The organism is Hydrogenobacter sp. (genome assembly GCA_041287335.1).
GTDB lineage: Bacteria > Aquificota > Aquificia > Aquificales > Aquificaceae > Hydrogenobacter.
Map to the genome: position 1 here is coordinate 1 of JBEULM010000023.1, position 25,200 is coordinate 25,200.

General features: G+C 40.8%; 33 protein-coding genes and 3 tRNA genes. 27 read left to right on the plus strand and 9 right to left on the minus strand.

Annotation, left to right across the window (positions count from 1 at the left end; all coding sequences use genetic code 11):
• Positions 1 to 6: 6 nt before the first annotated feature.
• Both ABWK04_03195 and ABWK04_03200 read right to left on the minus strand, forming a co-directional pair.
• Complete coding sequence (locus ABWK04_03195) at positions 7 to 420, minus strand: multiheme c-type cytochrome (GenBank protein ID MEZ0360893.1); 414 nt, start codon at positions 418 to 420, stop codon at positions 7 to 9.
• Entirely contained in the window at positions 408 to 2,171 is a 1,764-nt protein-coding gene (locus ABWK04_03200; protein ID MEZ0360894.1) for a hypothetical protein, read from the minus strand. The genes ABWK04_03195 and ABWK04_03200 overlap by 13 nt, the downstream gene beginning before the upstream one ends.
• 265 nt (positions 2,172 to 2,436) lie before the next feature.
• On the opposite strand from ABWK04_03200, the gene ABWK04_03205 reads away from it, so the two are divergent.
• From ABWK04_03205 to ABWK04_03305, 21 genes are all read left to right on the plus strand, one after another.
• Positions 2,437 to 2,649, plus strand: a complete 213-nt coding sequence (locus ABWK04_03205) for a hypothetical protein (protein ID MEZ0360895.1) — start codon at positions 2,437 to 2,439, stop codon at positions 2,647 to 2,649.
• 14 nt (positions 2,650 to 2,663) lie between these two features.
• Positions 2,664 to 3,185, plus strand: a complete 522-nt coding sequence (locus tag ABWK04_03210) for a hypothetical protein (protein ID MEZ0360896.1) — start codon at positions 2,664 to 2,666, stop codon at positions 3,183 to 3,185.
• Between the two features lie 2 nt (positions 3,186 to 3,187).
• Positions 3,188 to 4,360, plus strand: a complete 1,173-nt coding sequence (extI, locus tag ABWK04_03215; GenBank protein ID MEZ0360897.1) for a selenite/tellurite reduction operon porin ExtI — start codon at positions 3,188 to 3,190, stop codon at positions 4,358 to 4,360.
• Positions 4,361 to 4,372: 12 nt separating this feature from the next.
• Positions 4,373 to 5,806 carry a YeeE/YedE thiosulfate transporter family protein gene (locus ABWK04_03220; protein ID MEZ0360898.1) on the plus strand — a complete coding sequence of 478 codons (1,434 nt, stop codon included), beginning with the start codon at positions 4,373 to 4,375 and terminating at the stop codon, positions 5,804 to 5,806.
• A 17-nt stretch (positions 5,807 to 5,823) separates the two neighbouring features.
• Positions 5,824 to 6,075: a sulfurtransferase TusA family protein gene (locus ABWK04_03225; GenBank protein ID MEZ0360899.1), complete on the plus strand. Its 252-nt coding sequence runs from the start codon at positions 5,824 to 5,826 to the stop codon at positions 6,073 to 6,075.
• Positions 6,076 to 6,079: 4 nt separating this feature from the next.
• Positions 6,080 to 6,388, plus strand: coding sequence for a hypothetical protein (locus ABWK04_03230; GenBank protein ID MEZ0360900.1), 309 nt, complete (start codon positions 6,080 to 6,082; stop codon positions 6,386 to 6,388).
• 9 nt (positions 6,389 to 6,397) lie between these two features.
• Positions 6,398 to 6,655 (plus strand): hypothetical protein, encoded by a 258-nt coding sequence (locus ABWK04_03235; GenBank protein MEZ0360901.1) that lies wholly within the window; start codon positions 6,398 to 6,400, stop codon positions 6,653 to 6,655.
• Between the two features lie 175 nt (positions 6,656 to 6,830).
• Positions 6,831 to 7,226 (plus strand): c-type cytochrome, encoded by a 396-nt coding sequence (locus ABWK04_03240; GenBank protein MEZ0360902.1) that lies wholly within the window; start codon positions 6,831 to 6,833, stop codon positions 7,224 to 7,226.
• 15 nt (positions 7,227 to 7,241) lie between these two features.
• Positions 7,242 to 8,654: a GspE/PulE family protein gene (locus ABWK04_03245; protein ID MEZ0360903.1), complete on the plus strand. Its 1,413-nt coding sequence runs from the start codon at positions 7,242 to 7,244 to the stop codon at positions 8,652 to 8,654.
• A complete protein-coding gene (locus ABWK04_03250; protein ID MEZ0360904.1) occupies positions 8,651 to 9,802 on the plus strand; it encodes a cell division protein FtsA in 1,152 nt (383 codons plus the stop codon). Before ABWK04_03245 ends, ABWK04_03250 begins: the two co-directional genes overlap by 4 nt.
• Positions 9,799 to 10,203 (plus strand): hypothetical protein, encoded by a 405-nt coding sequence (locus tag ABWK04_03255; GenBank protein ID MEZ0360905.1) that lies wholly within the window; start codon positions 9,799 to 9,801, stop codon positions 10,201 to 10,203. The genes ABWK04_03250 and ABWK04_03255 overlap by 4 nt, the downstream gene beginning before the upstream one ends.
• Positions 10,200 to 11,054: a type II secretion system protein GspK gene (locus tag ABWK04_03260; GenBank protein ID MEZ0360906.1), complete on the plus strand. Its 855-nt coding sequence runs from the start codon at positions 10,200 to 10,202 to the stop codon at positions 11,052 to 11,054. The genes ABWK04_03255 and ABWK04_03260 overlap by 4 nt, the downstream gene beginning before the upstream one ends.
• Before the next feature lie 100 nt (positions 11,055 to 11,154).
• The gene (locus ABWK04_03265; GenBank protein MEZ0360907.1) at positions 11,155 to 11,514 is read left to right on the plus strand and encodes a CPBP family intramembrane glutamic endopeptidase; all 360 of its coding nucleotides are present in this window, start codon (positions 11,155 to 11,157) and stop codon (positions 11,512 to 11,514) included.
• 12 nt (positions 11,515 to 11,526) lie between these two features.
• Positions 11,527 to 11,598, plus strand: a tRNA-Gly gene (locus ABWK04_03270).
• A 22-nt stretch (positions 11,599 to 11,620) separates the two neighbouring features.
• Positions 11,621 to 12,637: a cytochrome c peroxidase gene (locus ABWK04_03275; protein MEZ0360908.1), complete on the plus strand. Its 1,017-nt coding sequence runs from the start codon at positions 11,621 to 11,623 to the stop codon at positions 12,635 to 12,637.
• A 25-nt stretch (positions 12,638 to 12,662) separates the two neighbouring features.
• Positions 12,663 to 13,997 carry an acetyl-CoA carboxylase biotin carboxylase subunit gene (gene accC / locus ABWK04_03280; protein MEZ0360909.1) on the plus strand — a complete coding sequence of 445 codons (1,335 nt, stop codon included), beginning with the start codon at positions 12,663 to 12,665 and terminating at the stop codon, positions 13,995 to 13,997.
• Positions 13,998 to 14,034: 37 nt separating this feature from the next.
• Complete coding sequence (locus ABWK04_03285; GenBank protein ID MEZ0360910.1) at positions 14,035 to 14,742, plus strand: energy transducer TonB; 708 nt, start codon at positions 14,035 to 14,037, stop codon at positions 14,740 to 14,742.
• A gap of 2 nt (positions 14,743 to 14,744) precedes the next feature.
• On the plus strand, positions 14,745 to 15,548 hold the full coding sequence (locus tag ABWK04_03290; GenBank protein ID MEZ0360911.1) for a 2-amino-3,7-dideoxy-D-threo-hept-6-ulosonate synthase: 804 nt from the start codon (positions 14,745 to 14,747) through the stop codon (positions 15,546 to 15,548).
• A gap of 11 nt (positions 15,549 to 15,559) precedes the next feature.
• Entirely contained in the window at positions 15,560 to 16,378 is an 819-nt protein-coding gene (locus tag ABWK04_03295) for an enoyl-ACP reductase (GenBank protein MEZ0360912.1), read from the plus strand.
• Entirely contained in the window at positions 16,375 to 17,556 is a 1,182-nt protein-coding gene (locus ABWK04_03300; protein MEZ0360913.1) for a pyridoxal phosphate-dependent aminotransferase, read from the plus strand. Before ABWK04_03295 ends, ABWK04_03300 begins: the two co-directional genes overlap by 4 nt.
• 1 nt (position 17,557) lies before the next feature.
• On the plus strand, positions 17,558 to 18,946 hold the full coding sequence (locus tag ABWK04_03305) for a sodium:solute symporter family protein (GenBank protein MEZ0360914.1): 1,389 nt from the start codon (positions 17,558 to 17,560) through the stop codon (positions 18,944 to 18,946).
• Here ABWK04_03305 and ABWK04_03310 read toward each other — a convergent pair.
• The 3 genes from ABWK04_03310 to ABWK04_03320 all read right to left on the minus strand — a co-directional run bounded on the left by ABWK04_03310 (position 18,943) and on the right by ABWK04_03320 (position 20,409).
• Complete coding sequence (locus ABWK04_03310; GenBank protein MEZ0360915.1) at positions 18,943 to 19,512, minus strand: UbiX family flavin prenyltransferase; 570 nt, start codon at positions 19,510 to 19,512, stop codon at positions 18,943 to 18,945. The two genes, ABWK04_03305 and ABWK04_03310, sit on opposite strands and share 4 nt — an antisense overlap.
• Position 19,513: 1 nt before the next feature.
• On the minus strand, positions 19,514 to 20,314 hold the full coding sequence (locus tag ABWK04_03315; protein ID MEZ0360916.1) for a TIGR00282 family metallophosphoesterase: 801 nt from the start codon (positions 20,312 to 20,314) through the stop codon (positions 19,514 to 19,516).
• A gap of 12 nt (positions 20,315 to 20,326) precedes the next feature.
• Positions 20,327 to 20,409, minus strand: a tRNA-Leu gene (locus ABWK04_03320).
• Between the two features lie 53 nt (positions 20,410 to 20,462).
• On the opposite strand from ABWK04_03320, the gene ABWK04_03325 reads away from it, so the two are divergent.
• A tRNA-Val gene (locus ABWK04_03325) sits at positions 20,463 to 20,534 on the plus strand.
• A 436-nt stretch (positions 20,535 to 20,970) separates the two neighbouring features.
• Here ABWK04_03325 and ABWK04_03330 read toward each other — a convergent pair.
• A complete protein-coding gene (locus tag ABWK04_03330) occupies positions 20,971 to 21,219 on the minus strand; it encodes a hypothetical protein (protein ID MEZ0360917.1) in 249 nt (82 codons plus the stop codon).
• Between the two features lie 111 nt (positions 21,220 to 21,330).
• Between ABWK04_03330 and ABWK04_03335 the strand changes: the two genes are divergently transcribed.
• From ABWK04_03335 to ABWK04_03355, 5 genes are all read left to right on the plus strand, one after another.
• Positions 21,331 to 21,525: a hypothetical protein gene (locus tag ABWK04_03335; protein ID MEZ0360918.1), complete on the plus strand. Its 195-nt coding sequence runs from the start codon at positions 21,331 to 21,333 to the stop codon at positions 21,523 to 21,525.
• Positions 21,525 to 21,725 (plus strand): hypothetical protein, encoded by a 201-nt coding sequence (locus ABWK04_03340; GenBank protein MEZ0360919.1) that lies wholly within the window; start codon positions 21,525 to 21,527, stop codon positions 21,723 to 21,725. Before ABWK04_03335 ends, ABWK04_03340 begins: the two co-directional genes overlap by 1 nt.
• Positions 21,726 to 21,760: 35 nt before the next feature.
• Positions 21,761 to 21,892, plus strand: coding sequence for a hypothetical protein (locus ABWK04_03345; GenBank protein ID MEZ0360920.1), 132 nt, complete (start codon positions 21,761 to 21,763; stop codon positions 21,890 to 21,892).
• A gap of 12 nt (positions 21,893 to 21,904) precedes the next feature.
• Positions 21,905 to 22,117: a hypothetical protein gene (locus ABWK04_03350; protein MEZ0360921.1), complete on the plus strand. Its 213-nt coding sequence runs from the start codon at positions 21,905 to 21,907 to the stop codon at positions 22,115 to 22,117.
• A 197-nt stretch (positions 22,118 to 22,314) separates the two neighbouring features.
• Positions 22,315 to 22,707, plus strand: coding sequence for a hypothetical protein (locus tag ABWK04_03355; GenBank protein ID MEZ0360922.1), 393 nt, complete (start codon positions 22,315 to 22,317; stop codon positions 22,705 to 22,707).
• Positions 22,708 to 22,929: 222 nt separating this feature from the next.
• On the opposite strand, the gene ABWK04_03360 is transcribed toward ABWK04_03355, so the two are convergent.
• The 3 genes from ABWK04_03360 to ABWK04_03370 are packed head-to-tail and all read right to left on the minus strand — an operon-like array spanning position 22,930 to position 25,179.
• Complete coding sequence (locus ABWK04_03360) at positions 22,930 to 23,553, minus strand: DUF6036 family nucleotidyltransferase (GenBank protein ID MEZ0360923.1); 624 nt, start codon at positions 23,551 to 23,553, stop codon at positions 22,930 to 22,932.
• The gene (locus tag ABWK04_03365; protein ID MEZ0360924.1) at positions 23,525 to 24,094 is read right to left on the minus strand and encodes a hypothetical protein; all 570 of its coding nucleotides are present in this window, start codon (positions 24,092 to 24,094) and stop codon (positions 23,525 to 23,527) included. The genes ABWK04_03360 and ABWK04_03365 overlap by 29 nt, the downstream gene beginning before the upstream one ends.
• 2 nt (positions 24,095 to 24,096) lie before the next feature.
• Positions 24,097 to 25,179, minus strand: coding sequence for a hypothetical protein (locus tag ABWK04_03370; GenBank protein MEZ0360925.1), 1,083 nt, complete (start codon positions 25,177 to 25,179; stop codon positions 24,097 to 24,099).
• Positions 25,180 to 25,200 lie beyond the last annotated feature (21 nt).

Sequence of the window (25,200 nt, forward strand, 5' to 3'; positions counted from 1 at the left end):
CATATATTACAGATGCAGATTATCTGTAATATATGCAGGCGCAGGTTTTTGAGGTCTTGATGGATAATTCATGTAAATAGCCATCAAGGCTTTCTGCTCAGATAAAGGAGCGTGACAATCCATACACTTATTCGCCGATAACTGGTCCATCATCTTCATTTGCCACAATAAACCTGAAGATATTGTTTTGGAGTGCAGGCTCTGTTGCCATTCTGTATACTTTTCTGCATGGCAAGAACCGCATGCCTTCGGATCTAAAGATGCTTCTAATGCTGAATAAATTTTTGGGGGTTCACCGTTAGGTCTTATAGGTCTTTCCCAGTATTTTTCCACTGTATCATACCTCTCCTTACAAGAAAAAAGAAAGGCAAGGGTAATGAAAATAACCCCTGCACACGAATTTTTTATTACCCACCGCATGGCATAGGCAGTGTGCCACCACCTCCTCCGCCACCACCTGAAGGTGGAGGTGGTGTAGCACCCTTTGTAGGCATAAGCATGCTTTTTGTGGTCAAGGCTTGAGAGGCAGCTGGAACGGGTATGATATCCGAGATGCTCTTAGTAAAGGTGTCTATAACATAAATTATAGGGTTAGCTCTATCATTTATAAAGACCTTGCGCCCATCAGAGGTAAAAGTCATGACCGCTGAAGTGGTATTATAAACGAGATTTATCCTGTGGGAAACTGGGAAAGGAGGATTGCCATTTCCTGCAAAGCCCCTATAACTAACTACACCGACTTGACCATATCCAGGTGTTATGCCCACTATGTACACCTCGTCTCCTTTCACTACATTACCGTTAGACTTTCGGACCACATTTACGGGTCTCATATCATCGGTGAAGGGTGCTATAGGTATTCCATCGGTTATATAAGAGGGTCCTGGGTCAGATGGATTTACTTTTTCTAAATAACCTGTGGATACAAATCCGGAAGCTTTTCGAAAAACATAGTTTACATTGTAAGTTTGCTGGTTTGCTATACCAGAAACCTTACCCGCTTGGTCATAGTTATAAGAGTATATGTACCTCACTTTAATTTGATAAATTTGTCCGTTTGTTAAGTCATCACTATCTATACTGTCAAGACATGAAAAACGGGGCACTATCATCTGTATGAGTCTTATATTGGAAAGATCTGTTACGTCCAGTATATATTCGTGTCCTCTGCATGGATCATTACCCATTGAAGTGTCAAGATTTTCGGTAAAGTAGTAAGCGCGTCCATTATACATATTTATGGAAACGGTACCCATAAAATCACCAGGCATAATAGAGTTTTTCAAGAGGACAGGTAAAAGATATTGGTAAATTTTATCGTTATTTGTTATATCCAAACAGGTGACAGTACCTCCATACCAATCTGGTTCGCAGAAAATAACTTTACCATCATCCTTTAGGACAATAGAAGCATCGCATACTCCCGCTCTGCATGTATTTTGATTTATATCACATCTTCCAGCGGAGCCTTTTATACCTCTATTTCCACCTGCCACTGGACCACCAGTAGGGATGTACAAAGTTTGATACGTTCTTATTACATTACCATTTGCATCTTTAACTTTTCCAGTAACTACATTTATACACCTTATAACTTTACCAAAGTTTTGGGTTCCGAAAGCATTATCTAACACACATATTTCATCTTCTCCTCTTCTCGATGCGTAAACGTAACGCCCGTCCGGGGTCACATCAATGAAGGTAGTCTCAAGAGAAAAATTCTCTATTCCCTTCGCAATAGGTTGTGCAACCTGCAATGGAGTTAATAAATCTCTATTACCCGTATCTATGTGACAGGAAGGTTTATAAGTAGAAGTGCCTGTCATTAGAAGTTGCTGAGGACCAAACTGAGGATATCCAAAGGCTGATGTTATCAAGTCAAAATCGTCTGCTCTCACTGCATATACGTTTCTGCCGTTATTGAACCACATTACAGCACCAAGATCAAAATGATTATTTGTATACTCACCCCAAGCACCTACATTCTTGACCCCCACTATCTCATCCGTTTTTGGGTCTATAACAGCAACTTCGTTGGAGACTAGGGAAGCCAACACAGCTTCGCTTTCTTGTTTTGAAGGAGAGGGAGTTGTAAGCTTAGTACCACTACTACCACAACCGAGGAACCACGACGCACACAAAATCATAATTATGAACCTTACTTTCCTCATCTTTTCCACCTCCTCAACGCTACCTGCTATATTTTTATGCAAATATAATGCCAAAAAAAATACTCCTCCAGAAGGGAGACTGACCAACGCTTTTTATCTATAAACTTTAGGAATATGTTTCACAAAAGAAACATAAAAAATTTAAAGGTTAAAATCTTGAAACATAAAATCGCAAAGAAAAAAGGATTTTTCAGATTTTCCTAAGCTAAAATGGTAAGTAATTTGTTGGCATACTGTTTGCATAATATACGATAGGAGGTGAATTATGAAAAACGCTGTTCTCATCCTTTTCACTATTGCTGGTGTTGGATGTGGACAGGTAGTAGAAACTAAAGCAAATATAAAGAGAGAGCTAAAAATCTCAATAAGTGGTGAACTACCAAAAGGAGCAAAGGGACCTGTTTGCGGATGTGGAGGTAAGGAAATAAAAGGTACAGATATGGAAAAAGCTCTAAACTCTCTTATTAAAAACAAGTAAGAAGGAGGTGTATTATGAGAAAAAAATTGCTGCTTTTGGTTGGTTTTGGTAGTTTAGTAACGCTTTGCGGGTTACTTGTAGGAAACTTTTTTAATAAGAACTCTTCTCGTTGGGGGTCCGAAGCTCTTGTAGAGAAAGAGCCCGTGAAATACTTTTTGGAGCACCATATATTCATACCACTAGCAAATGCATGCGGATTAGGTGCAACCTCTTGTTTTAAATGCCACAATGGGCAAAGAGCGGAAGCGCCTGCTCCAAAACCCTGGCACACAGATCATACAAGAGTTAATTTCTCTTGCAACGGTTGTCATAAAGGTAATCCTAGACTTATCAAAAAGGAGCTCGCACACACAAAAATGATTCCTAATCCCCTCACAGAACCCAGTGCTACATGCGCAAGCTGCCACATGGGTCAGAACATAGGTGAACTTGTAAAAAAATACGAAGCCGTGAAGAAGCAAAGCTTTAAGTCAGATATGGAGCTTTTAGGATTCTTGGCACATCATACACTTTTTCTTTCCAAGGGAGGTAAATGATCATGAAGAGGGTAACTTTATTGATGGGGGTATCTAGTTTATTAAGTACTATGCCTGCTATTTCTGGACCAGTTATAACTTATGGAGAGCAGAGTTATGTACAGCTAAATTACTATTTCCAACTATGGGGGCGGTACAGGAGCTTTAGGTATTCAAAAGATTCTGGTAGTTTATGGGACATTTTTTTTAGAAGAAATAGGCTTAACCTGAGTGGCCAGTATAATGATAGAATCGGTTTCTACTTTCAACTAGATGCGCCTTTTGAGGGTCAGGTTGACAAATTCACAGGAGAAAGAACACCATCAAAGGTGGATGTTTTAGATGCATATGTCACCATAGATCCCCTCCCAGAAAGCGATGCTGTTCACTTCATACTTGGAAAGTTTAAGCAAACCCTTACCAGAGAAAACCTTGAAGCATGTCTTGAACCTTTAAATATAGACAGAGGGGAAGTGTTACCGTATACTCCCTTCGGTCCGAGTAGGGATATCGGAGGTGCTGTGTGGGGTAACCTTTTTAATGGTAAGTTCCAGTATAGGCTTATGATTTCCAAAGGGAGAACAGAAAGTGTAACACCTAAAAGTTCCCTTAGATTTACCACAAGAGTGCATTTGAGTCTGTTTGATCCGGAAACTGACTATGGCTACAAGGGAACTTACTTGGGTACGAAAAAGGTTTTAACCTTTGGTGCAGGCTTTGATTATCAGCCTGATGTAGCCTACGCTAATTACCCTACTAGGTCTGAACCTAAGAATTACAAGGGATGGACCGTTGATGCCTTTCTTGAGTATCCTACATCTACTGGTGTATATACTCTCTCGGGAGCTTATATAAGGTACGATGTTGGAGATGCCATAAATAAGAATCCTGATCCAACACTACCTATATCGACACAACTGAAAGGATATTACATAAAGGGTGGATATCTTTATCCCAGAAAAATTGGTTTCGGTTTTCTACAACCTTTCTTCAGATATGAAAGGGATAATTACGGGTTAAAGAGCGGTTTATACAGCAACAAACAGTACAGTATAGGTTTTAACTATTACATTAACGGGCAGTCTCTCAAGGTAACTTTCCAAGCAGATAGAATAAAGTATGACAAAGAAGACCCTACAAATTTCGCTTTACAAAACTATACGCAGTACACATTGGGCTTTCAAATGCTCTTTTAAAGGAGGTCTAATATGAAAGAGCTTACCTTACCACAGGCTCCTATGAAACACAGAACATACGCATGGCTGATAATTATTTTAGGTTTTCTGTTTTCCATAATAGCCATGTTCGTCGATATACGCTTTTCTTATATGGTTGCTTATTTCTGGGCTGGTGTGGTGTATGGTCTGTTCCTACAATACGGACACTTCTGCATGGCATCTGCCACAAGGGACCTTTTTGCTATAGGGACCACACGAGTAGCCGTAGGTATACTAATAGCTATAACCCTTTACGGTTTTACCTCCCTTATAGACAGACTTATTGGTATAGCTCCCTTCCATGCGAATCCTATAGGCATACATACTCTCATTGGAGGGCTCATATTTGGCATTGGGATATCTTTCGCAGGAGGTTGTTCTTCGGGGTCTTTGTATAAAAGTGGGGAAGGTAACATCGCAGCTATGATAGTAGTAACAAGCGTAGCTATTGCACAGGCACTTTTTGTCTCTACGTTGAAGTTTCCCCTCGTACCTTATCTAGTACCAGAATCTTGGGTAAAGGCGGCTAATCAGCAGGTAGATATGGGTATACCTAAAGAGTTTATATCTTCTTGGTACGATTACTTTTTGACGGGTTACGCATGGAATCTAAAAGGGCTCAGCGGTGCAGATCTCATACCTTCTGATAATACCCTCTTGAGAGAAGTCATTGGCAACTTTTTACTTGGAGTTATAGTCCCCACATTGTTCTTTCTCATAGTCACCTACTCGTTCTTTTTTAGAAAGAGGTTTTTACGTAATGTTAAAGATGTTCGCTTCGTGCTTACAGACATAAAGGGCTTGATAGCTATGATAACTGACTCAAAGAGAACAGCTCTTGCAGGTTTGGGTTTAGGAATAGCCTCAGGTTTGCATATGTGGGTACTTGGACTTTTAAGAGAAAGGTTTGGTATAGACAATTTCGGTGAGCTTCTGCAACAGATGGGTTTTACAAGCGGTTTAACTATACAAGGAACAGCTTTTGACCCGGGCTATTGGTACATAACTACACAGGAGGCTCAGTGGATGGCATGGACTATCCAAAAGATATTCAGGGTTGACTTATACCACAACATTTTCTTTGGTGTAGAAAACGGTATACTTAATCCTTTGATAAATGCAGCAGACCTGATGATCATTGGTATCATTTTAGGTGCAGCCTTTATGGCTCTTCGTAGAGGAGAGTTCAAATGGCGCAAACCTACCGGTGAGCAGATAGTCTTTGCTCTGATAGGTGGTACCTTTATGGGTGTAGGAGCAAGATTAGCTCTAGGATGCAACATAGGAGCCCTTTTTGTACCTGCCGCAAATGGAGATTACAGTGGATGGCTTTTTTTCGTAGCTATGGGTGCTGGTGCTTACTTAGGTGTAAAGATCACTACATGGTGGATAAACAGAAGGGTACAAAAGGAGTTTGAATTTTAAAGAAAGGAGGTAATAACATGGCTGTAAAGTTTGAAAAGCTTTCCGATGATAAGTATTTTCTAGATGTGAGGGGGTATGTTTGCCCCCACCCTCAGATGTATACAAAAAAGGCGATGGAAAAAATGCCAAAAGAAGCAGCCTTAGAAGTTGTGCTTGATAATCCGTCATCATGTGAAAGTATATTTGATCTTTGTAAGATAGAGGGTTATAGAATAATTGACTACAAAGAGGAAGGTGGCGTATTTCACTTTTTGCTTCGTAAGGAGTGAAAGTATGAAGTGGCATCTAATACTCACTGATGAAAAAAGCTTTGAACTCGCTGTGTGTATAATCTCGAAGCTAAAAAATGATAAAAAGAACAATGTATCTGTCTTTCTGACTGGTAGAGGTGTACTACTTGTAAATAACAGTAAATTTCTTTCCCTACTCAAGAAACTGGACAGATGCGTAGCTTGTGAGTTTTCTTTGGAAAAGTATGGTATAGAAAAGCGATCCGAACTTATAAAATACAATATAGACATTGGTGGACAGTTCCAAAATGCTGAGCTTGTGTCAATATCAAATGCATGTATATGTATATAAGGATGTATCATGAGGAAGAACATTCTTGTAATAGCTATAAAAGATAAAGTAGAGGCGTTAAGAGTAGCAAACGGTCTATCTATACTACACGAAGTTAAGGTTATTGCTATTAATGGTTTAAATAGGGACGAACCTAAGATCACAGAGCAGTTGGAAGCAATGGAATTTGCTGAGATACCCTTCCTGGAAGTCTATACAGATGACGGAGATTATGGGAAATTTATTGGCGATTTAATTTTGCAATCAGAGGAGGTATTCATTATATGAAAAATGTCAAGGAACTTTTGATAATCTATGAAAATGAGAAGGCTAAAGAATGGTTTAACCCAGTAATAGAGTACTTAAGTAGGTATATCAATATCACCGAAACGTTTGAGTGTCGTAACTTGAAGAGGAAATATAAAGTTATCTATGTGAAATCAAGTAAAGAGGAGGTCAAGCTATGAAAGAAGTAGTCGTTCTGATACTGATTGTAGTGAGTTCTATAGTTTGGTCTCAACCTATGCTTCAATCTCAAAAACAGCTTGCTGTCTTTAAAGAAAATGGATGCGCTAACTGTCACAACATACACAAGGTATCTGAATTTACGGATTATGGGAAGTGGGCTAGGGATAGGGGATACGGTTGTATAAACTTACTCTCACTTATAAAGTTACACAATATAAAAGGTCCAGCCTTAGAAAGAGCTAAAGAAGTTTTTGTACAAAACAAGTGTTCCGTTTGCCACGAAGTAAGTGGTAAAGGTGTAGGCAAAGAAAATCTTACTTCTTATGGTGTGAAAATAAAAAGGGAACAGCTTGGCTGCACTGCTCTTTATAAGGCGCTTTTAAAGGAATGAGTTAAAATTAAGGTTATGGACTTTATAAAAACATACAGGCTAATACCTGTGGAGGAAGGAGAGAGTTATATAAAACTGCTCGCTCCTAAAGGGTACGATCCTTTTGCGGTTGAGGAGATAAGGTTTCTTACCGGAAAATATGTAGAAGTTTTTCAAGTAGATGAAGAGGAATTTTCAAGAGAGTTACAAAAGAGACTGGCAGAGGAAGAAGTTTATGTAGAAGAAAATGAGGAGGAGGATAGAAATTCAAAGGACATACTCATGGAAGAGGAAAAGAGTCCAGCGGTTAGTCTGGTAAACGCTACCCTTATAAAGGCTGTGACTCTATCCGCTTCCGACGTACATATAGAGCCTTACGAAGATTCTGCGCTGATAAGATTTCGCCTTGACGGTATACTTCATGATTACGTGAGTATTCCCTTATCTCTTCACGAATCTGTAGTTTCGCGTATAAAGGTGCTTGCCAATCTCAATGTAGCCGAAAGGCGTATACCTCAGGACGGCAAAATAAGAGTGAGGATAGGAAAGAGAGATATGGATATAAGGGTTTCTATAGTACCCACCACTTTTGGAGAAAGGGTGGTGCTTAGGCTCCTCGACCGTTCTGGGAGCATGCTCACTCTTGAAGAGCTTGGGCTTTCAGATCATCATCTTGAGAAGATAAAGAGGCTTGCAAAAAAACCTTACGGCATAGTGCTGGCAACCGGACCAACAGGTGCGGGGAAAAGTACTACACTTTACGCCATGATCCTTTACGTGAAAAGCCCAGAAAAGAACATAATAACTATAGAAGATCCACCTGAGTATCAGGTGAAAGGAGTCAGCCAGATACAGGTAAATCCCAAAGTGGGGCTTACCTTTGCAAACGGGCTGAGAGCCATCCTAAGGCAGGATCCTGACATAATTATGGTAGGAGAGATAAGGGATACGGAAACCGCACAGATAGCTGTCCATGCTGCACTTACCGGTCACCTCGTACTTTCCACCCTTCACACCAACGACGCACCTTCAGCTGTCACGAGACTTTCGGACCTTGGAATAGAACCTTTCCTTATAGCTTCATCTTTGGAGGGTGTCATAGCACAAAGGCTTGTGAGAAAAGTGTGTGAGTACTGCAAAGAACCTTATCTGCCTACAAAGGAGGAACTTTCGGAACTCGGACTTTATGGGAATTACACCTTTTACAGAGGTAAAGGGTGTGATATGTGTATGGGTACGGGCTATAGAGGAAGAACAGGTATTTACGAAGTTTTGGAACTTGACGAGGATCTAAAACAACTTCTTATAAAAACACAGGATGCTAACGATATAAGGAAGCTTGCAAGGGAGCGCGGTTTTAAAACCATGTACGAAGATGGGCTTGAAAAGGTCACGAAGGGCATCACTACACCTGAGGAACTCATAAGAGCCGTAAAAGTGGAGGAATGATATACACAGGCATTGACGGTAAAAAGATCCTTAGCGTTGAGCATTCACCTCTAAGAAAAGTATGGAAAATTACAAAAAAGATGGGGAGGAGAATATGCGTTATCCCATCCGATTTGTGTTTTGTTAGGGTAGAACCCTCTTTCTCAAAAAGGATAAGTGAGGTAAAAAGCTTTTACGCCCTTGATGTGGAACAAAGATATGGGAAAGTGAGCTGGGATGTATCTATGTATGGTGATCAGGTTTTTCTCGGTGTGTATAGAGGAGGCTTTTCCAAAGACTGTGAGAATGTTGAGCTTGAGATCTTCGCTCTCGCTCGCGCACTGTCCCTTTTGTATAAGGATGGCTATCTGCTGGATATGGGAAGGAGAAAAACTACACTTATAAGGTGTGAAAAAGGACTGCTCAAAAGTTACCGGGTAATTCTCAAAGGAGGGGACTACATTAATCTTCTAATATCACAAAAAAGAGGTATAGAGCTTAGCAAAGCCGAAGAGTTAAAAATAAAGGAGGGCTTGGAGCTTGAGGAGGCATTACACGGTGTAAAAGACATTCTCTCATCGCTCGGTATAAACCAAGATAGCGAGCCACTCTTATTAAGTGGAGGTGCTTCCTCAATAAAGGGCTTGAAAGAGCTACTTCCAAAGGCTGAAAAAAACCCTTACTGTGATCCAGACCTTACATCGGCTCTTGGAGCGAGTCTTAAGTTTGTTCTCAAAAATCCCTATCCTGACTTTGTCCAGAGAGAACTTTCCCAAAGAGATCTGAAGATAGCGGGGATAACTGTAGGAGCTGCAGCATTCTTATTCGTTACATCTTATGCTCTCACAGGATCGCTTTGGTCATCAGAAAAGTTGAGGGATATACAAAGGGAAGAGTTCAAGAGAATCTTTCCAGGAACGCCAATAGTTTCCATCTACGATCAGGTAAGGTCAAGGGTTTCGACGGAAGAGCCTTACGAACTTACCAAAAAGTTTACCGAACTTTCAAGAAGACTCAGGCAGGATGTGAAGATATACTCCATAGAATTTTCCGAAGGCACTTTGACAATAAAGGGGGAAGGAAAAGAAGATGTAGTTAGCCAAATGAATCCCAAAAGGGTAAAAAGGACACCCACAGGAAATGTAGAGTTTGAACTGGAGATAAAATGAAAGGGAGACTGACCAAAAGGAATCTGACAATACTAACTTTAGCTCTTTCCTTGCTTATGTTCTACATTTTTCTAAACAGATACTACAAACTTAGAGAGAATTACTACGAGGATTATCTCAAACACAAAGAAATTATGTTTCTTTTAAAGAATTACCAAGAGAGAAAGAGACAGGAGCCTACGGAGGAGCTTCTGAGAAAGTTGATATCTCTTGCAGGTGGTGAGTTCCTATCCCTAAGACAGACGGATATAGGATATGAGGTAAAGAGTAGAGGTGTAAAAGGTGGAAAAATTCCACAGCTTGTGTATTCTCTTGAAGAGCGTGGAATAAGGATTGTAAAGTTTAAGGCTGTTGATAATACGGGTCAAGGAATCTTTGATGTGGATATGGTTTTAAGATGATAGTGCTCGTTTTACTTGTGTTTTTCATCTCCGCAGTGTATTATGTTGTTGATGTTTATTCAAGTGTCAGGTCTGCGGATCTCACAGTGGAACAGATTTACTTTAAAGAGCAAGCATACAATGTTTTTATTTCAGCTTTACCGCTGGTTATTGAGATGCTTAAAAGCGATGATCCTTCGGTTGATAGCCTTCAAGACAGATGGGCATATCCGCTGACATTCAATACCTCAAAAGGGGAGCTTTACATAAATATATACGATGAAGATAGATTCCTCAACCTGAACTATGTGGATACAGGAGCTTATGGAAATTTCTTTGAAAGACTCCTGAGATTGCTAAACATTGATCCATCATACAAAGATAATCTTCTGGCATGGGAGGGCAAAATCAACAAAAGCATAGAGACTGACTATCCAATAAAGAGGGGACTCTTAGACTCAAAAGAGGAATTAAGGTGGGCTGGATTTAAAAAGGATGACCTTCTTGGTAAAACGATAGGTGGGGAGTTCTATCCTGGGCTTTTGAGCGTGATAACTGTTTACTCTTCAGGTAAAATAAATATAAACACCGCAAACATTTATGTACTTATGGCTCTGGACCCAAGAATAGATCGGGTTTTGGCAAGTAAGATTATAGACAGAAGAAGTAGAGAACCCTTTAAAAAAGTAGAAGATTTGCTTCTTGTGGATGGCTTTACTTTTGACATTCTATACGCTATAAAGAATTTAGTTGATGTGAAAAGTAGATACTTTCACATAGTTATGGACTTAAAATCAGGTGGAAAACTTGCAAGCTTTGAGGTTATATATGACAGGCAAAGTGATGGGATCGTTTACAAAAAGATACTCTGAAATTCTGCTTTACTTACTTTTGATAACAAATATAGTTTTACACAAAGCGTTTGCTTTACCGGATTTTTCTACCTTTGTGTTGCTCTCCCCTCTCCTACTCATGGAAGACTCTTACAGATGGAAAAACCCGTGGAATATCTTCGCTATTACTTATCCAGCATGTTTCTCCTTAGGTATTTATCCTTATGATCTTCTAAGCCTCACGCTGTCAGCCTTTGCTGAAGAGATCTTTTTCAGAGCTTATATGATGCGAAAATATGGGAATTTTACTGTATCTTTGATGTTCGCCTTACCTCACTTTTTGATATATCAAAATCTTCAATCCCTTCTCACTTTTTTTCCGTCTTTATTTTTCGGTTTCCTGTATAAAAAAACCAATTCTTTAATATTTGTAAGCCTAATACACCTTTACTCTAATCTCGTCTATAGAAACTTTACATTTCTTCATCTTTGGATATAATACCTCTTATTAGCGGGCGTAGCTCAGGGGTGGAGCGTCTGCTTCCCAAGCAGGAGGTCGGGGGTTCAAATCCCCTCGCCCGCTTTATACCACGAGGAGGTGCAATATGAAGAGGTTTTTGTTGCTTAATATTTCACTGCTTCTTGCAGGAAGCGTATTTTCAAAAAATGACCCAGATAAGGAGCTTTTAGATAAAGCCAGACAGTTCTTTTCTCCCCTACCAAAAAGCTTTCCATCAAAGGAAAATCCAATAACTCCGCAGAAGGTAGAGCTCGGAAGACTCCTATTTTTTGAAAGGAGACTATCTGTAAATGATATGATAAGTTGTTCTACGTGTCATGCTATAGAATACTACTATTCTTCACCTGCTCCCAAGCAGATGGGTGCGCTAAAACTTCAACCCAGACATGCTCCTACAGTGCTAAATTCGGCAGGACAATTTGTTCAACACTGGATCGGTAATAGGAAAGATGTAGAGGATCAGGCATTGCAGTCTTTGACAGGACCTCCCGCTCTTGGAAATCCATCCAAAGAGAGTGTGGAAGAAAAGCTCAAAAGCATACCTCAGTATGTAGAACTCTTCAAGAAAGCTTTTCCCAAAGACAAAGAGCCTATAACTGCCGAAAATATAGCCAAGGCGATAGGAGCTTTTGAAAGGACGTTGGTTACTCCGTCAAGGTTTGACGAATTCCTAAAGGGGGATACTAAAGCTCTCACACAAGAAGAAAAAAGGGGACTCAAGACTTTCATAGAGGTTGGCTGTGTTGCATGTCATAACGGTAGTCTCGTGGGCGGAACCATGTATCAAAAGTTTGGTATTTACGAGCCATACTGGAAATACACAAAGAGTGAGAGCATAGATGAGGGTAGATATGCGGTCACAAAGAAAGAGGAAGATAAATACGTCTTTAAAGTACCACCGCTGAGAAACGTTGCAATGACGCCTCCCTACTTCCATGATGGATCAGTAAAGACCCTGGAAGAAGCTGTCTGGATAATGGGAAAGGTCCAACTCGGCAAAGACCTCAGTAAGGAACAAGTTAAAGACATAGTTGCCTTTTTGAGGAGCTTGACAGGTGATATACCAAAAGAGGCAAGAAAACCACCTATTTTACCTCCATGATGTATGGCTTTATAATGTTAAGTCTATGCTCAAGAGAGTTCTCATAGCAAACAGAGGAGAAATAGCTGTCAGGATCATAAGAACATGTAAGGAGTTAGGTCTAAAGACAGTTGCGGTTTATTCGGAAGCTGACAGAGATTCTATGCATGTAAAGCTCGCTGACAGAAGTATATGTATAGGACCTGCAGAACCATCCAAAAGCTATCTGGACATCCCTCGTATAATGTCAGCTATAGAGATTTCTGATGCGGATGCCGTACACCCAGGCTACGGTTTTCTTGCTGAAAATCCAAGGTTTGCTGAGATAGTAACCGCTAGCAAAAAAATATTTATAGGTCCATCAGCCAAAGCCCTTGAACTCATAGGTGATAAAATAAAGGCTAAGGAGGTAGCTAAAAAGCTCGGAATTCCTTTGGTACCTGGGAGCGATGGATGTGTCAGCCTTCAGGAGGCTGTAGAGGTTGCCAACAAAATAGGTTACCCGGTTGTGATCAAAGCCTCCGCAGGAGGAGGTGGCAGAGGTATAAGGGTAGTAAGGAACGAGAAGGAACTCAGAGAGAAGCTACCCTTAGCCATAGAGGAGGCAAAAATAGCTTTTGGTGATGGAAGGGTTTACATAGAGAAGTATATAATAAATCCCAAACACATTGAGGTACAAGTACTTGCGGATAGGTATGGAAACGTAGTAGCGCTCGGAGAAAGAGAGTGTTCCATACAGAGGAGGAATCAAAAGCTCATAGAAGAAGCCCCAAGCTCTTTTGTAGATGATACTTTAAGAAAACAATTAGAAGAAGCGACCGTTGAGTTTTGCAAATCTATAAATTACGAAGGTGCTGGAACTGTTGAATTTTTGGTAGATCAGGATGGGAAGTTTTACTTTATGGAGATGAACGGAAGGATTCAAGTGGAGCATCCTGTGACCGAGATGATCACGGGTATAGATATAGTAAAGTGGCAGATAAAGATAGCCAAAGGTGAGAAGGTGAGTGTTAGGAGTGTTGAAAGGAGAGGTTGCGCAATAGAGTTTAGGATAAATGCTGAGGATTCAAACACTTTCATGCCAACGCCCGGCAAGATAGATGAGCTTTACCTCCCAGGAGGCTTTGGTGTTAGAATAGATACCCATATATACTGCGGATACACTGTACCTCCTTATTATGACTCCCTCCTTGCTAAACTTATAGTATGGGGAGAAGACAGAAGATCGGCTATAAAAAGGGCAAAAAGGGCTTTAGAAGAGTTTGTTATATCAGGACAGAGTTTGAGAACCAACATAGAGTTCCACAAAAGGGTAATATCTACGAGGGAGTTTATGGAAGGTAAGCACCACATAAAGTTCATAGAGGAAATGATGATGTAGTTTATGACTCTTTTTATTTGTGCTATAATTGTAGCCTATGGCTGAGGAGATGCACGTTGAGGACATCTTTTACTGGCTCATATCTACTTTTATAAATCTCGTCCTATTTACATTTCTATCCTACTTGTTACTTCTCAAGATAGACATAAAGGAAGAGATGCCTCCTATCAATATCTTTCTTGAGACGCCACCACAAATAACTCAGGAAGTGAAGTTTTCAAAAGGTAGACACACTTACATAAAACCCAAAGAAGGAAAGCACACCTTAGCCAAAGGGAAGGGATCGGCTAATCTAACACCTATGGTGATTGAAAGAAAGGAAGGGGATTTAGCGATGCCTTCTGGCAGAGAAACGCAAGAAGATGTATCTATTTTATCAAACATAGAAGAAAAAGTCAGGGGTAGAAAGCAAACTCAGGAAGAAGGCACACCTGTGAAAGAAATAGGTGAGGTAAGCGCAGTTATATCTAAAGGAAGCGTAGGATTTGGAGGTGGTGCAGGTAGAGGTATCCTCTACGCTCCGCCATTGCCGAAACTCATTTCCGAAGAACTACCTTCAATACTGAGGATAAAAGTTTGGGTGGAACCATCTGGAGAAGTCTCAAGGGTACAGATCATACAGAGAAGCGGTGTACCTGAAATAGATCAAAAGCTTTTGGAGTTCGTTAGGCGCATAAAGTTTGAGCCTATAAAGGAGGGTATACTTCAGACTGGAATACTCACATTCAGGTTTAAGGGAGGTTGACAATGGTAAGCATAGGAAAAGCTGTCAGACTTGAGAGAATCATTGACAGAAATACCGGAAACACCATCATAGTGCCTATGGATCACGGTGTTAGCTCTGGACCAATAGAGGGCATAGTAGACATAAGGAGTGCGGTGAATGATGTTGCGGAAGGAGGTGCCAATGCAGTTGTTCTGCACAAAGGTATGGTAAAAGCTGGACACAGAGGAAAAGGCAAAGATATTGGTCTAATAGTACATCTTTCCGCTTCAACGGATCTTTCTCCCACTAAGAACGACAAGGTTCTTGTATGTACAGTAGAAGAAGCTATTAAACTTGGGGCTGACGGTGTATCCGTGCATATCAATATAGGTGCGGATATGGAAAGGGAGATGCTCAGGGATCTCGGATATGTATCAAAGGTGTGTGAGGAGTGGGGTATGCCCCTTTTAGCCATGGTGTACGGAAGAGGTAAGGATATAAATCAGTACGATCCTAAGGTGATAGCTCACTGTGCGAGGATAGGTGCGGAGCTTGGTGCGGATATAGTAAAAGTCCCTTACAGTGGAGACCCGGAAAGTTTTAAAATTGCTGTGGAAGGTTCTCCAGTTCCCGTAGTTATAGCGGGAGGACCAAAAATGAAGACAGAAAGGGAAGTTTTAGAGATGGTCAAAGGTGCAATAGAGGCAGGTGCGAAGGGGCTATCTGTAGGAAGAAACATTTTTCAGGCAAAAGACAGAGTAAAGATGGTAAAAGCTCTCGTACATATAGTCCATAAAGGTGGAAGCGTTGAAGAGGCTATGGAGATCCTTAAGGAAGAAGAATAAAGGAGGTTTTTATGGGTATTCTTGAGGGAAAGAAGGCTCTCATAACAGGTGTGGCTAACGAAAAGAGTATAGCTTACGGTATAGCAAAAGCCTTTTACAGGGAGGGAGCAAAACTCGCCTTTACCTATGCCAGCGAAAAGCTCAAAAGTAGAGTACAAGAGATAGCAGCTGAGTTCGGTTCGGATCTCACTTTTGAGTGTGACGTGTCAAGGGATGAACATATAAAATCTCTCGGATCTGCCCTTAAATCGGTTTGGGGGAATCTGGATATTCTCGTTCATTCAATAGCCTTTGCTCCAAGAGAGGAATTTAAAGGTGGTGTTATAGACACATCAAGGGAGGGATTTAAAATAGCTATGGATGTGTCCGTTTATTCTTTGATAGCTCTCACCAGAGAGTTACTCTCCCTTATGGAAGGAAGGAACGGCTCAATAATTACGCTTACATATTATGGTGCTGAGAAGGTAGTTCCGCATTATAATGTTATGGGAATAGCCAAATCAGCTCTTGAAAGTACGGTCAGATATTTAGCGTATGATATCGCTAAGTACGGGCATAGGATAAACGCCATTTCAGCGGGACCTGTAAAAACACTCGCCGCGTACAGTATAACAGGTTTTCACCTTTTGATGGAACATACCACAAAGGTAAATCCTTTTGGAAGAGCTATAACCATAGAGGACGTAGGAGATACAGCGGTTTTTTTGTGTAGCGATCTGGCGAGGGCTATAACAGGTGAGGTTCTGCACGTAGATAACGGATATCACATAATGGGTGTGTTTGGAAGAGAAGAAGAGATAAAGAAGGAAATATTCGGAGAAAATTCATGAGCCTTTCCAGAAGAGTTTCCCATATAAAGCCGGCACCTACCTTACAAATCTCAGCTAAAATAAATGAGCTAAGATCAAAAGGTGTGGATCTCGTAGGTTTTGGAGCTGGTGAACCAGACTTTGACACACCTAATTTTATAAAAGAAGCTTGCATAAAAGCGCTTAAAGATGGAAAGACTAAGTACACACCTTCCGCAGGTTTACCAGAACTCAGAGAGGCTTTGTCGGAAAAACTTTATAGAGAAAACTCTGTGCATTACGCTCCGTCCGAGATAGTAGTTACCGCTGGTGCAAAAATGGCTCTTTATCTTATTTTTGTAGCGGTGCTTGAAGAAGGGGATGAGGTACTTTTGCCATCACCATATTGGGTCACATATCCAGAACAGATCATGCTTTGCGGTGGAGTTCCTGTGATTGTGCCGCTAAAAGAAGAGAAGGGTTTTGTTCTTACAGCTGAAGACATAAAACCCTACATAACAAAAAGAACTAAGATACTTATACTTAACTCACCTTCCAATCCTACAGGGGCGTTTGTACCGCAAGAAGAACTCAAGAAGATCGTTGAGCTATGTATTGAGAATAATGTGTTCCTGGTATCCGATGAATGCTACGAAGCTTTTGTATATGATGGAAAAATCTTTACAAGTCCTGCAAGTTTTTCCAAAGAGGCGAGGGAAATTACCTTTACGGTAAATGCCTTTTCTAAAACCTTCTCTATGACAGGCTGGAGGGTTGGTTATGTAGCAGCACCAGAAAGGTATGCAAAGGTAATGGCAGACGTAAACAGTCAAACCATTTCCAACGCAACCTCCTTTGCCCAATACGGCGCTTTGGAGGCTTTGAGGAACCCCCAAGCTAAAGCTTTTGTTCAAGAAATGAGGGAAATCTTTGAGAAGAGAAGGAATTTAGCCTATGAGATGCTTCTCAAAATACCTTACATAAGTGTCGTAAAACCCGAAGGAGCTTTTTACATATTTCCAAATCTCAGCAAATATTCAAGTATACTTGGCTCGGATCTCAAACTCGTAGAATATCTTATAGATAAAGGTAAGGTAGCTTGCGTGCCAGGTTCAGCTTTCGGTGCGGAGGGTTTCATCAGAATATCTTACTGCGTATCGGAAGATACCATAAGGGAGGGTATAGAGCGTATAAAAAAAGTCTTAGAAGAACTTTTCTGACATGTTGATAGTCTTTGTAGTTATGTATATGCTTCTTACCATTGGGGTTGGGGTTTTAGCAAGCAGTTTCGTAAAAAGCAGCAAGGACTTCCTTCTTGCAGGGCGTAGCTTACCTTTATACATATCAGCAAGCGCACTATTTGCTACATGGTTTGGTTCAGAAACAGTTCTCGGCGCATCCTCAAAGATAGCTCAGGATGGGCTTTACGGTGTCATAGAAGATCCATTCGGCGCTTCCCTCTGCCTCTTTCTCATAGGACTCTTTTTTGCTAAACCCCTCTACAGAATGAATCTACTTACCTTCGGTGACTTTTACCGTGTTCTATACGGCAGAAAGGTTGAAGTTGTAGCGAGCATTATGCTCGCTATGTCTTATTTTGGATGGATTGCTGCTCAGATAGTTGCCATAGGTATAATCATGCAGGTTACTCTGTCCATACCAAAGGAGATGGGTATTCTGATAGGCTTCGGTGTAGTACTTTTCTACACTTTTCTTGGAGGGATGTGGGCTGTATCTCTTACGGACTTCATACAGACTGTTATGATAATTACGGGACTTTTGTTTACCCTCTACGAGGTTTCCCAAGGTTTTACCCGTATAATCCCCATTTTAACCTCCCAACCTGCTGGCTTTTACAAGTTTTTACCTGACATGAACTTGAAGGACATCCTCCTTTACGTATCCGCCTGGATAACCATAGGGCTTGGATCTATACCTCAGCAAGATGTGTTTCAAAGGGTTATGTCTTCAAGGTCCGAAAGGGTAGCAGTTCTTTCTTCTTTGATAGCTGGTTTTATGTATTTGACAGTTGCTATGATACCCTTGCTTCTCGCTCTATTTGCAAAAGCCTATTATCCTCAACTTCTAAAAGTTGACAGTCAACTTCTTCTTCCACGAATGGTTATGGACCACACGAATTTACTGACGCAAGTGCTATTTTTGGGCGCACTCCTTTCTGCAATAATGAGTACAGCAAGCGGAGCGATACTCGCGCCCTCCGCTATACTGAGTGAAAATCTCATAAAGCCCATGTTTAAAAACTTATCGGACAGAGAATTCCTTTGGATCACAAGGGCTTGCATTCTTTTTGTAGCGCTCATTTCTTTGATCTTTGCATTTATAGGAGAATCCATATATGAACTTGTTGGAAGTTCATCGGCTCTGAGCCTGGTATCTCTTTTTGTCCCTCTAACCACAGGGCTTTACTTTAGAGGATCTAACAGTGTCAGCGCAATGAGTTCTATGCTGTGTGGATTTATCGCTTGGTTGGTAGCTTATATACTAAATTCCGACTACTCCCTTCTAATAGGTCTTTTTTTCAGTGTTTGTGGTTACGCTGTACCTTCGTTTTTGGCAAAACTAAAAGGATCTCTTGAAAAGGCTTTTTAACTTTTCCATCTTTTGTATAGGTTGTGTTTTATATCCAAGCTGTCTAAGACTTTGCCTACTACGAAATCTATGAGATCCTGAAGACTTTGAGGTTTATGATAAAAGCCGGGACTTGCAGGCATAACTATAGCTCCAGCTCTTGCAACTTTTAGCATGTTTTCAATGTGAAGAACGGAGTAAGGCATCTCACGCAAAAGGAGAATAAGAGGTACGCGTTCTTTGAGTGCAACTTCGCAAGTTCTGTGTATGAGATTTTGATTTATTCCGTTTGCGATGCATGCGAGACTGCTCATTGAACAAGGGGCAACGATAACACCTTTATAGACACAAAGGCGGGAACCGCTTGCTGTATGACTGTCTATTTTTGAAGATGGTATCAGATTAACATTCGGAAACCTTTCTAAAATATCCTCACGTGTTAGTCCGAGTTCTTCTTTCATAACCACATACCCGGATGGAGAGATAATAAGATGTATATTGAAGTCTTTGTAAAGAATCTCAAGCAATCTGTATCCGTATATACAACCGCTCGCACCTGTTATACAAAGAACAAGATCTTTTTTCAAGTTAAACTCCGTCCAATTCTTCCTTCCTTATATAGTACTGAAGTCTCTCTATCCTTAAGGTCTTGCCAGAAATATTGTCTATATCTACCAAAAGACCGTTGAAAATCACATCTTCTTTCTCTTCCACTTCGTACTTCTGAGGAATACCTTTCAAAAATCTCTCTATAGCTTCCTTGGACTTCATACCTATGACTGAATACCAGCACCCACTCATTCCCACATCGGTAATATAACCTGTTCCGTGCTTGAGTATCGTATGATCTGCAGTGGGTACATGTGTATGCGTTCCGTACACGAGGCTCGCTCTTCCGTCCACGTACAAACCGAAAGCCCACTTTTCTGAGGTGGTCTCCGCATGAAAGTCAACTATAATTATGTTAGTAATCTTTGAAACCTCTTGATAAATTCGGTCAAATACTCTGAAAGGGTTGTCCAGATTTGAATCAAGAAGTGACCTGCCCATAAGATTTATAAGGGCAAATTTCACACCGTCTTTTTCAAAAAGACCATAACCTTTACCCGGTACACCATCTGGATAATTTGCAGGTCTTAAAAGATCCTTCACACTGTCTATAAATTCGTACACCTCCTTTTTATCCCATATATGATTCCCTGAGGTCATAAAGTCAACACCAAGCGACTTTAGTTCCTCGTATACCTTTTTGGTGATACCAAAGCCACCTGCAGCGTTCTCCACATTAACCAATACGAGATCTACAAGATCTCTGTACCCTTTTAACATATATTTTAAAGCCCTTCTTCCAGGCTTACCTATTATGTCACCAACCACAAACAGTCTCATGTTCTCAAAATATGCGGGTGGAGGGAGTTGAACCCTCACGGGATAACCCCACAGGATCCTAAGTCCTGCGCGTCTGCCAGTTCCGCCACACCCGCTTTTCAAAAGGTATATTATAAAATAGGTTGTTATGGTATAATTTTAAAAGTTAAGGCGCGTAGCTCAGTGGGAGAGCGCCGCCCTTACAAGGCGGAGGTCGGGGGTTCAAGTCCCCCCGTGCCTATTTTAAACCCTTGCCTTTCAAAGCCTTGAAAATAGCCCCTTTTAAAAGCCTTGTCTTTCAATGGAAAATTTCCAAAGCCTTGTCAGTCAATAACTTGAATAGCCCACTATGACCCATTATGACCCACTAAATTACATCCAATCTTTAACCTTTCTTTAACACTTCTGAGCCTTGTCTATCAAGCACTTGAAGAGGGTTTAATTTAACATGTTAAAAGAAATGGCAGGAAAGCCCTGTCAGTAAAGGCTCAGGTGGTCTTTTAGGTGTTAAAAGCCTATGACCCGCCCGCAGGTGTTAAAAGAATATGCCTTAAAGCCTTGCCAGTAAAGGCTTGGAAGGGTTTTAACCTGTTAAAAAGCATAAAAGCCCTGTCTTTCAAGCCTTTGACTGGTTTTAACTGCCTTAATGCTTTAACCTGTATAATGGAGTTAATACCCTAACCCTTACCCATCAACTCATCAAACACATGGCTTATGGCTATCCTGAGCCGTTCCTTTCTTTCTTCCTTTGTCATAGCTTGGTATTCTTTAAGGCTCTTGTGAAGTAGCTGGAGGGTTTGCCTCTTGGCGTCTTCAGGTAAATCACTTGCCATTATCTTCTGTGTTTGGTTTGTAAATAGGTTATTCACAAAAACCACCACATATACTTCTATGCAGTCCGCTTTTAGCAGTGCAATGATGCCCATGGCTTACCCTTCTTTAAGGGTTTTTGCGGGTATAAACACAATCACTCTTCATAAAGATGTTAAAAGTTTTTTATTCTAAGTTAAACCGCTTGGTGATGTATATTTACATGTATGGCAAGAGAAAGGTCAGGGTTTAAAGCATTAAGCCCTCGGACACTCCCAGAAAAAACTCAGATAAGACTGCACAAGGAATTGATGGAATGGCTAAAAGCCAAAGCCCGCAAAGAAGCCAAGAGCCTGAGCCTCGTCCTCACTGAAATACTTGAAAAAGCTAAGCAGAGAAAGGAAGCCCAAGGTGGTAAGTAATGGAAGGGCTAAAGAAAAGGCTTGAGATTGAGCAGGACAGATTTAAGGTCTTTCTGTCCCTTGCTTCAGTGGTAGTTGGTGGTTTTGTAGGGCTTCTTTTTAGGGAAAGGGATGCTATTACTACCACCCTTATGTTTCTTGGCTTAATTGTTGCCCTGTTTAGCTTTGGTCTTGCTATCAAGTCTTTTTTTCAAGGTTAATAGGCTTTTGAAGCTTTTAGAGGAGGTGGATAAAAATGTTTGAGATAATCATGACCTTAATCTTAGGTGCCATCGTCATTATATCACTTGGCATAATGCTTTATGAAGAAATGAAGCCCCTGCCCTATGAGAAGGACAAAAAGCCCCAGACTAATAAGCCATCATGAGAGGTTCTAAACATGGACAGCAAGGAAGAGGTTAAGGAGCTAATAGCCTATTACAAGCACCTGTTTAGCCATGTCTGGAATGCCTTTCTTTTACTGACTGGTGGCTTGGCTGGTCTGGTTTTTAAATGGGACAGCTTGGTGGCTAAGGTTGTTTTCTTTATGGGTGGTGTCTGGTGGATGCTCTTATTCTCTTTGAGCCTTGTCTTAGAAACCACTTGCTTGTAAGAACCAGAAGACTAATAAGGAGGTTATAACATGGATGTAAAGGTTGCCCTTGTGGTATTGGTTATATTGACCGTTATCTTTGTGGTAGGCTTTGCATATATAGGATACAGCATATGGAAAGATGAGCCTAAGGGTTAAGGCTTTTTCCTATGGGTTTAACTCCATTCATGGCTCAGGACAGGCAAAGGAGTTAAGGTATGGCAGGCAAAAAGAAGGGTAAAGTAGCCTACGGTGATAACCTTTATGAAATTCATGGCTCATACTGGCTAATATTTACCCATCATGACAAGACCTACACAGAAAGGATTGGAAGGGTCAAAGACCTGCCCCTCACTATGGCAAGGAATATAGCAGTAAAGAGAAAGGCAGAGATAATTGAAGGCACTTATTTACCTAAGAAAGAGGAAAACCTGACCTTTGAGGAGCTTGCTAAGGAATATTTAAGCTGGTATAAATCCACACGCCCGCAGGTGAGGAAAAGAACCCTTTACGATTTGGAAAAGAGGATTGACAGGCTTGTGGGCTACTTTGGAGGTATGCAGGTTCACCAGATAAGCACCTTACAAGGCACAAATCCACCGCTATGCTAAAGAGGTATGCCCACCTAAGCCCTGAGCATTTCAGAAAGGCTTTGGAAAGGCTTGGCAAGTTTATGGAAGAAGGCAGTAAGTAGGCTTCAATCCAGCTTTTAACCTGTCTTTAACATTTGACTACCCACCTTGTTAAAAACTTTGAAACTCAAGGCTTTTAGAATGCAAAACGTCACCCTTACAGGCGGAGGTCGGGGGTTCAAGTCCCGCCCCTGCAAAATCCTAAAATAAAAGTCTTATCTTGTCTTCTCTTAGGTTTTCAGCCAATAGCACTAGGCTTTTAAACTCTTCTAAGTAGTCCAATAAATACATATTCTTGTTTATCAACTCTTTAGCCTTCTCTAAGTTTAAAGAACCGCTTTTTATTAGAAAAGTCACATCCAAGTAGTCCTTCCCTCTACCAGCGAAGAGCTTTGAAACAACAAGATACTCAGGAGCTATGACCCTCAACTTAACCTTTAACCTGCTCAGCTCAAAAACCAGGGAAGACTTTAAGGCTTTCTTCTCCCAGCCACTTTCAACAAGACCTATATCTACATGCTGTCCATCTTTTTCAAAAATAAGCCAGCCATTGCTTCTTAAAAGCCTAAAACCGTGACCTTTTAGTTCCTCAGTTAAAGGTTTTACCTGCGAAGATAGGACTTTAAAGTCTATATCCTGAGGAGTGGGCTTTCTTATACCTTTAGAGTACAAAGCTATTGCCCATCCACCCACTAACATACCCTTATAACTTTCAATCACATATAGAGCCTCTTTTATAACTTCCGCTTCCCTCTCTTTGCATTCCTGCAAAAACCTCTCAAAAAGGCTTTCTATATCAATAGCTCCAGGCTTCAACTTCTTCATAATTATGATACTCTATTTTTGGTTTTACTATCCATGCATCCTTGCACAACCAGATATATTCATACCTTTTAAAGTCATGCAAACTGCCACGCAGACAGAGTTTTTTAGCATACCCCCTATGAACAAGGTAGCCCCACTGGTCATAAGCGTAAGCCCATCGCTCTATGTATATTTCAAGCCTCCTATAGTCATGCCTTTCGTAGCTTTTTTTTCCAGCAAAGTTCCTACCAGGAAGTATCAAAAGACAAATATCCTGTAGCTCCTCTTGAGGCACGCTCAACTCTCCACCCCTGACAATCCTGATACCTCCCTTCAACGAAAACTTTAGAGGCTTTGCTATGTAGCCAGCAAGCTTTACAGACCTTATTAGCCTTTCTATCCTCCTTTTCCTCCACGCATAAAACAGCTCCTTTGCCCTTTTTATGGCTTTTGTGTCAGGCTCATACAGAAAAATCCAGCCAAAGCCTACTCCAGTGATTCCAAAAGGCACACCCATTCTGAGATACTTATACAGGTTTATTCCTGCGAGAAATTCTAACATACTTAAGCCTCCTCCGAGAGCTTATGCCTTTTTTCTAAGAGTTTTACCAAGTCTTCTTCATACTCATAGCCTTCCCAAAAGTTTATGTATCCATCCAGCTTACCGCTTAGGTAATGCATGGCTTGCACCACATCTTTGCCAAGCCCTCTCCTCAAATAGGCTATTCGCAGAGCTTCCATGCCAGCAAGAGGTATATCGTAAAAGGTGGCAAAAACATAGAGCTTCTTCTCAAGTTTTATAACCAAGTCATAATTGGAACTTACTGAATCCATCTTTAAAAAGTATCCTCTACAACCTTCAAGACCCTTAGACTTTGGCATGCTACTCAGGTATAGGACTATGTCTGGAGCTTCTTCTTTTTCTTTCTTGTCGGGTATTATATACTCCCACTCCTTCCAAAGTCTATAAGCACACCTTTTATAGTTAAGGTATTCTATCCAAGTTTGATATCCAACCGCTAACTGCACGAGCCTTCTACCTTCTAAGGGTCTATAGACCTTATAGAGGCACACCTTATTTTGGTCTCCCCTGTATATAACATAGCTTTTTTGGTCGTATTCATAAGCCCATTTTTGGAGAAACTCCTGTAGCCTTTCATAGTCTTGGTTTTTATACTCTCCCCTTTTCTTTCTGTAGGCTTTTCCAGGAAGCACCACGAAGTAAAACTCAGGCACGTATATAAGCCAGCCCAACTCCTTGTTTTTAACTACATAATTTAGACCAAACCTTATAAGAGGCTTTGCCACATATCCAGCTTTTCTTATGTCCTTTATGAGCTTTATAGTTCTTTCTCTGTTAAAACTCTTTAGCTTGTTGCTTACAGCCTTTGCTATCTTTTCACCTTCTGTACTTTCTTCCTTTAAGAGGTTTGTAATAGTCCAACCCACCTCTGCGCTTATGATGCCGAAGGGATGCCCATCTATAAGATGGCGGAGTAGATTCCCATAACCTACCTCGCTTATGACCGTGAGCCCAGAAAGTATAGGAATCCATACTCTGTACTGCCCCTTTTCTAAAAGACCTTCCATAACCTTGTCAATCTCCGACAGGACTACATTAAGCCCCCTCTCAAACTCTTCAGGCATAATACCACCTCCTTTTAAAGA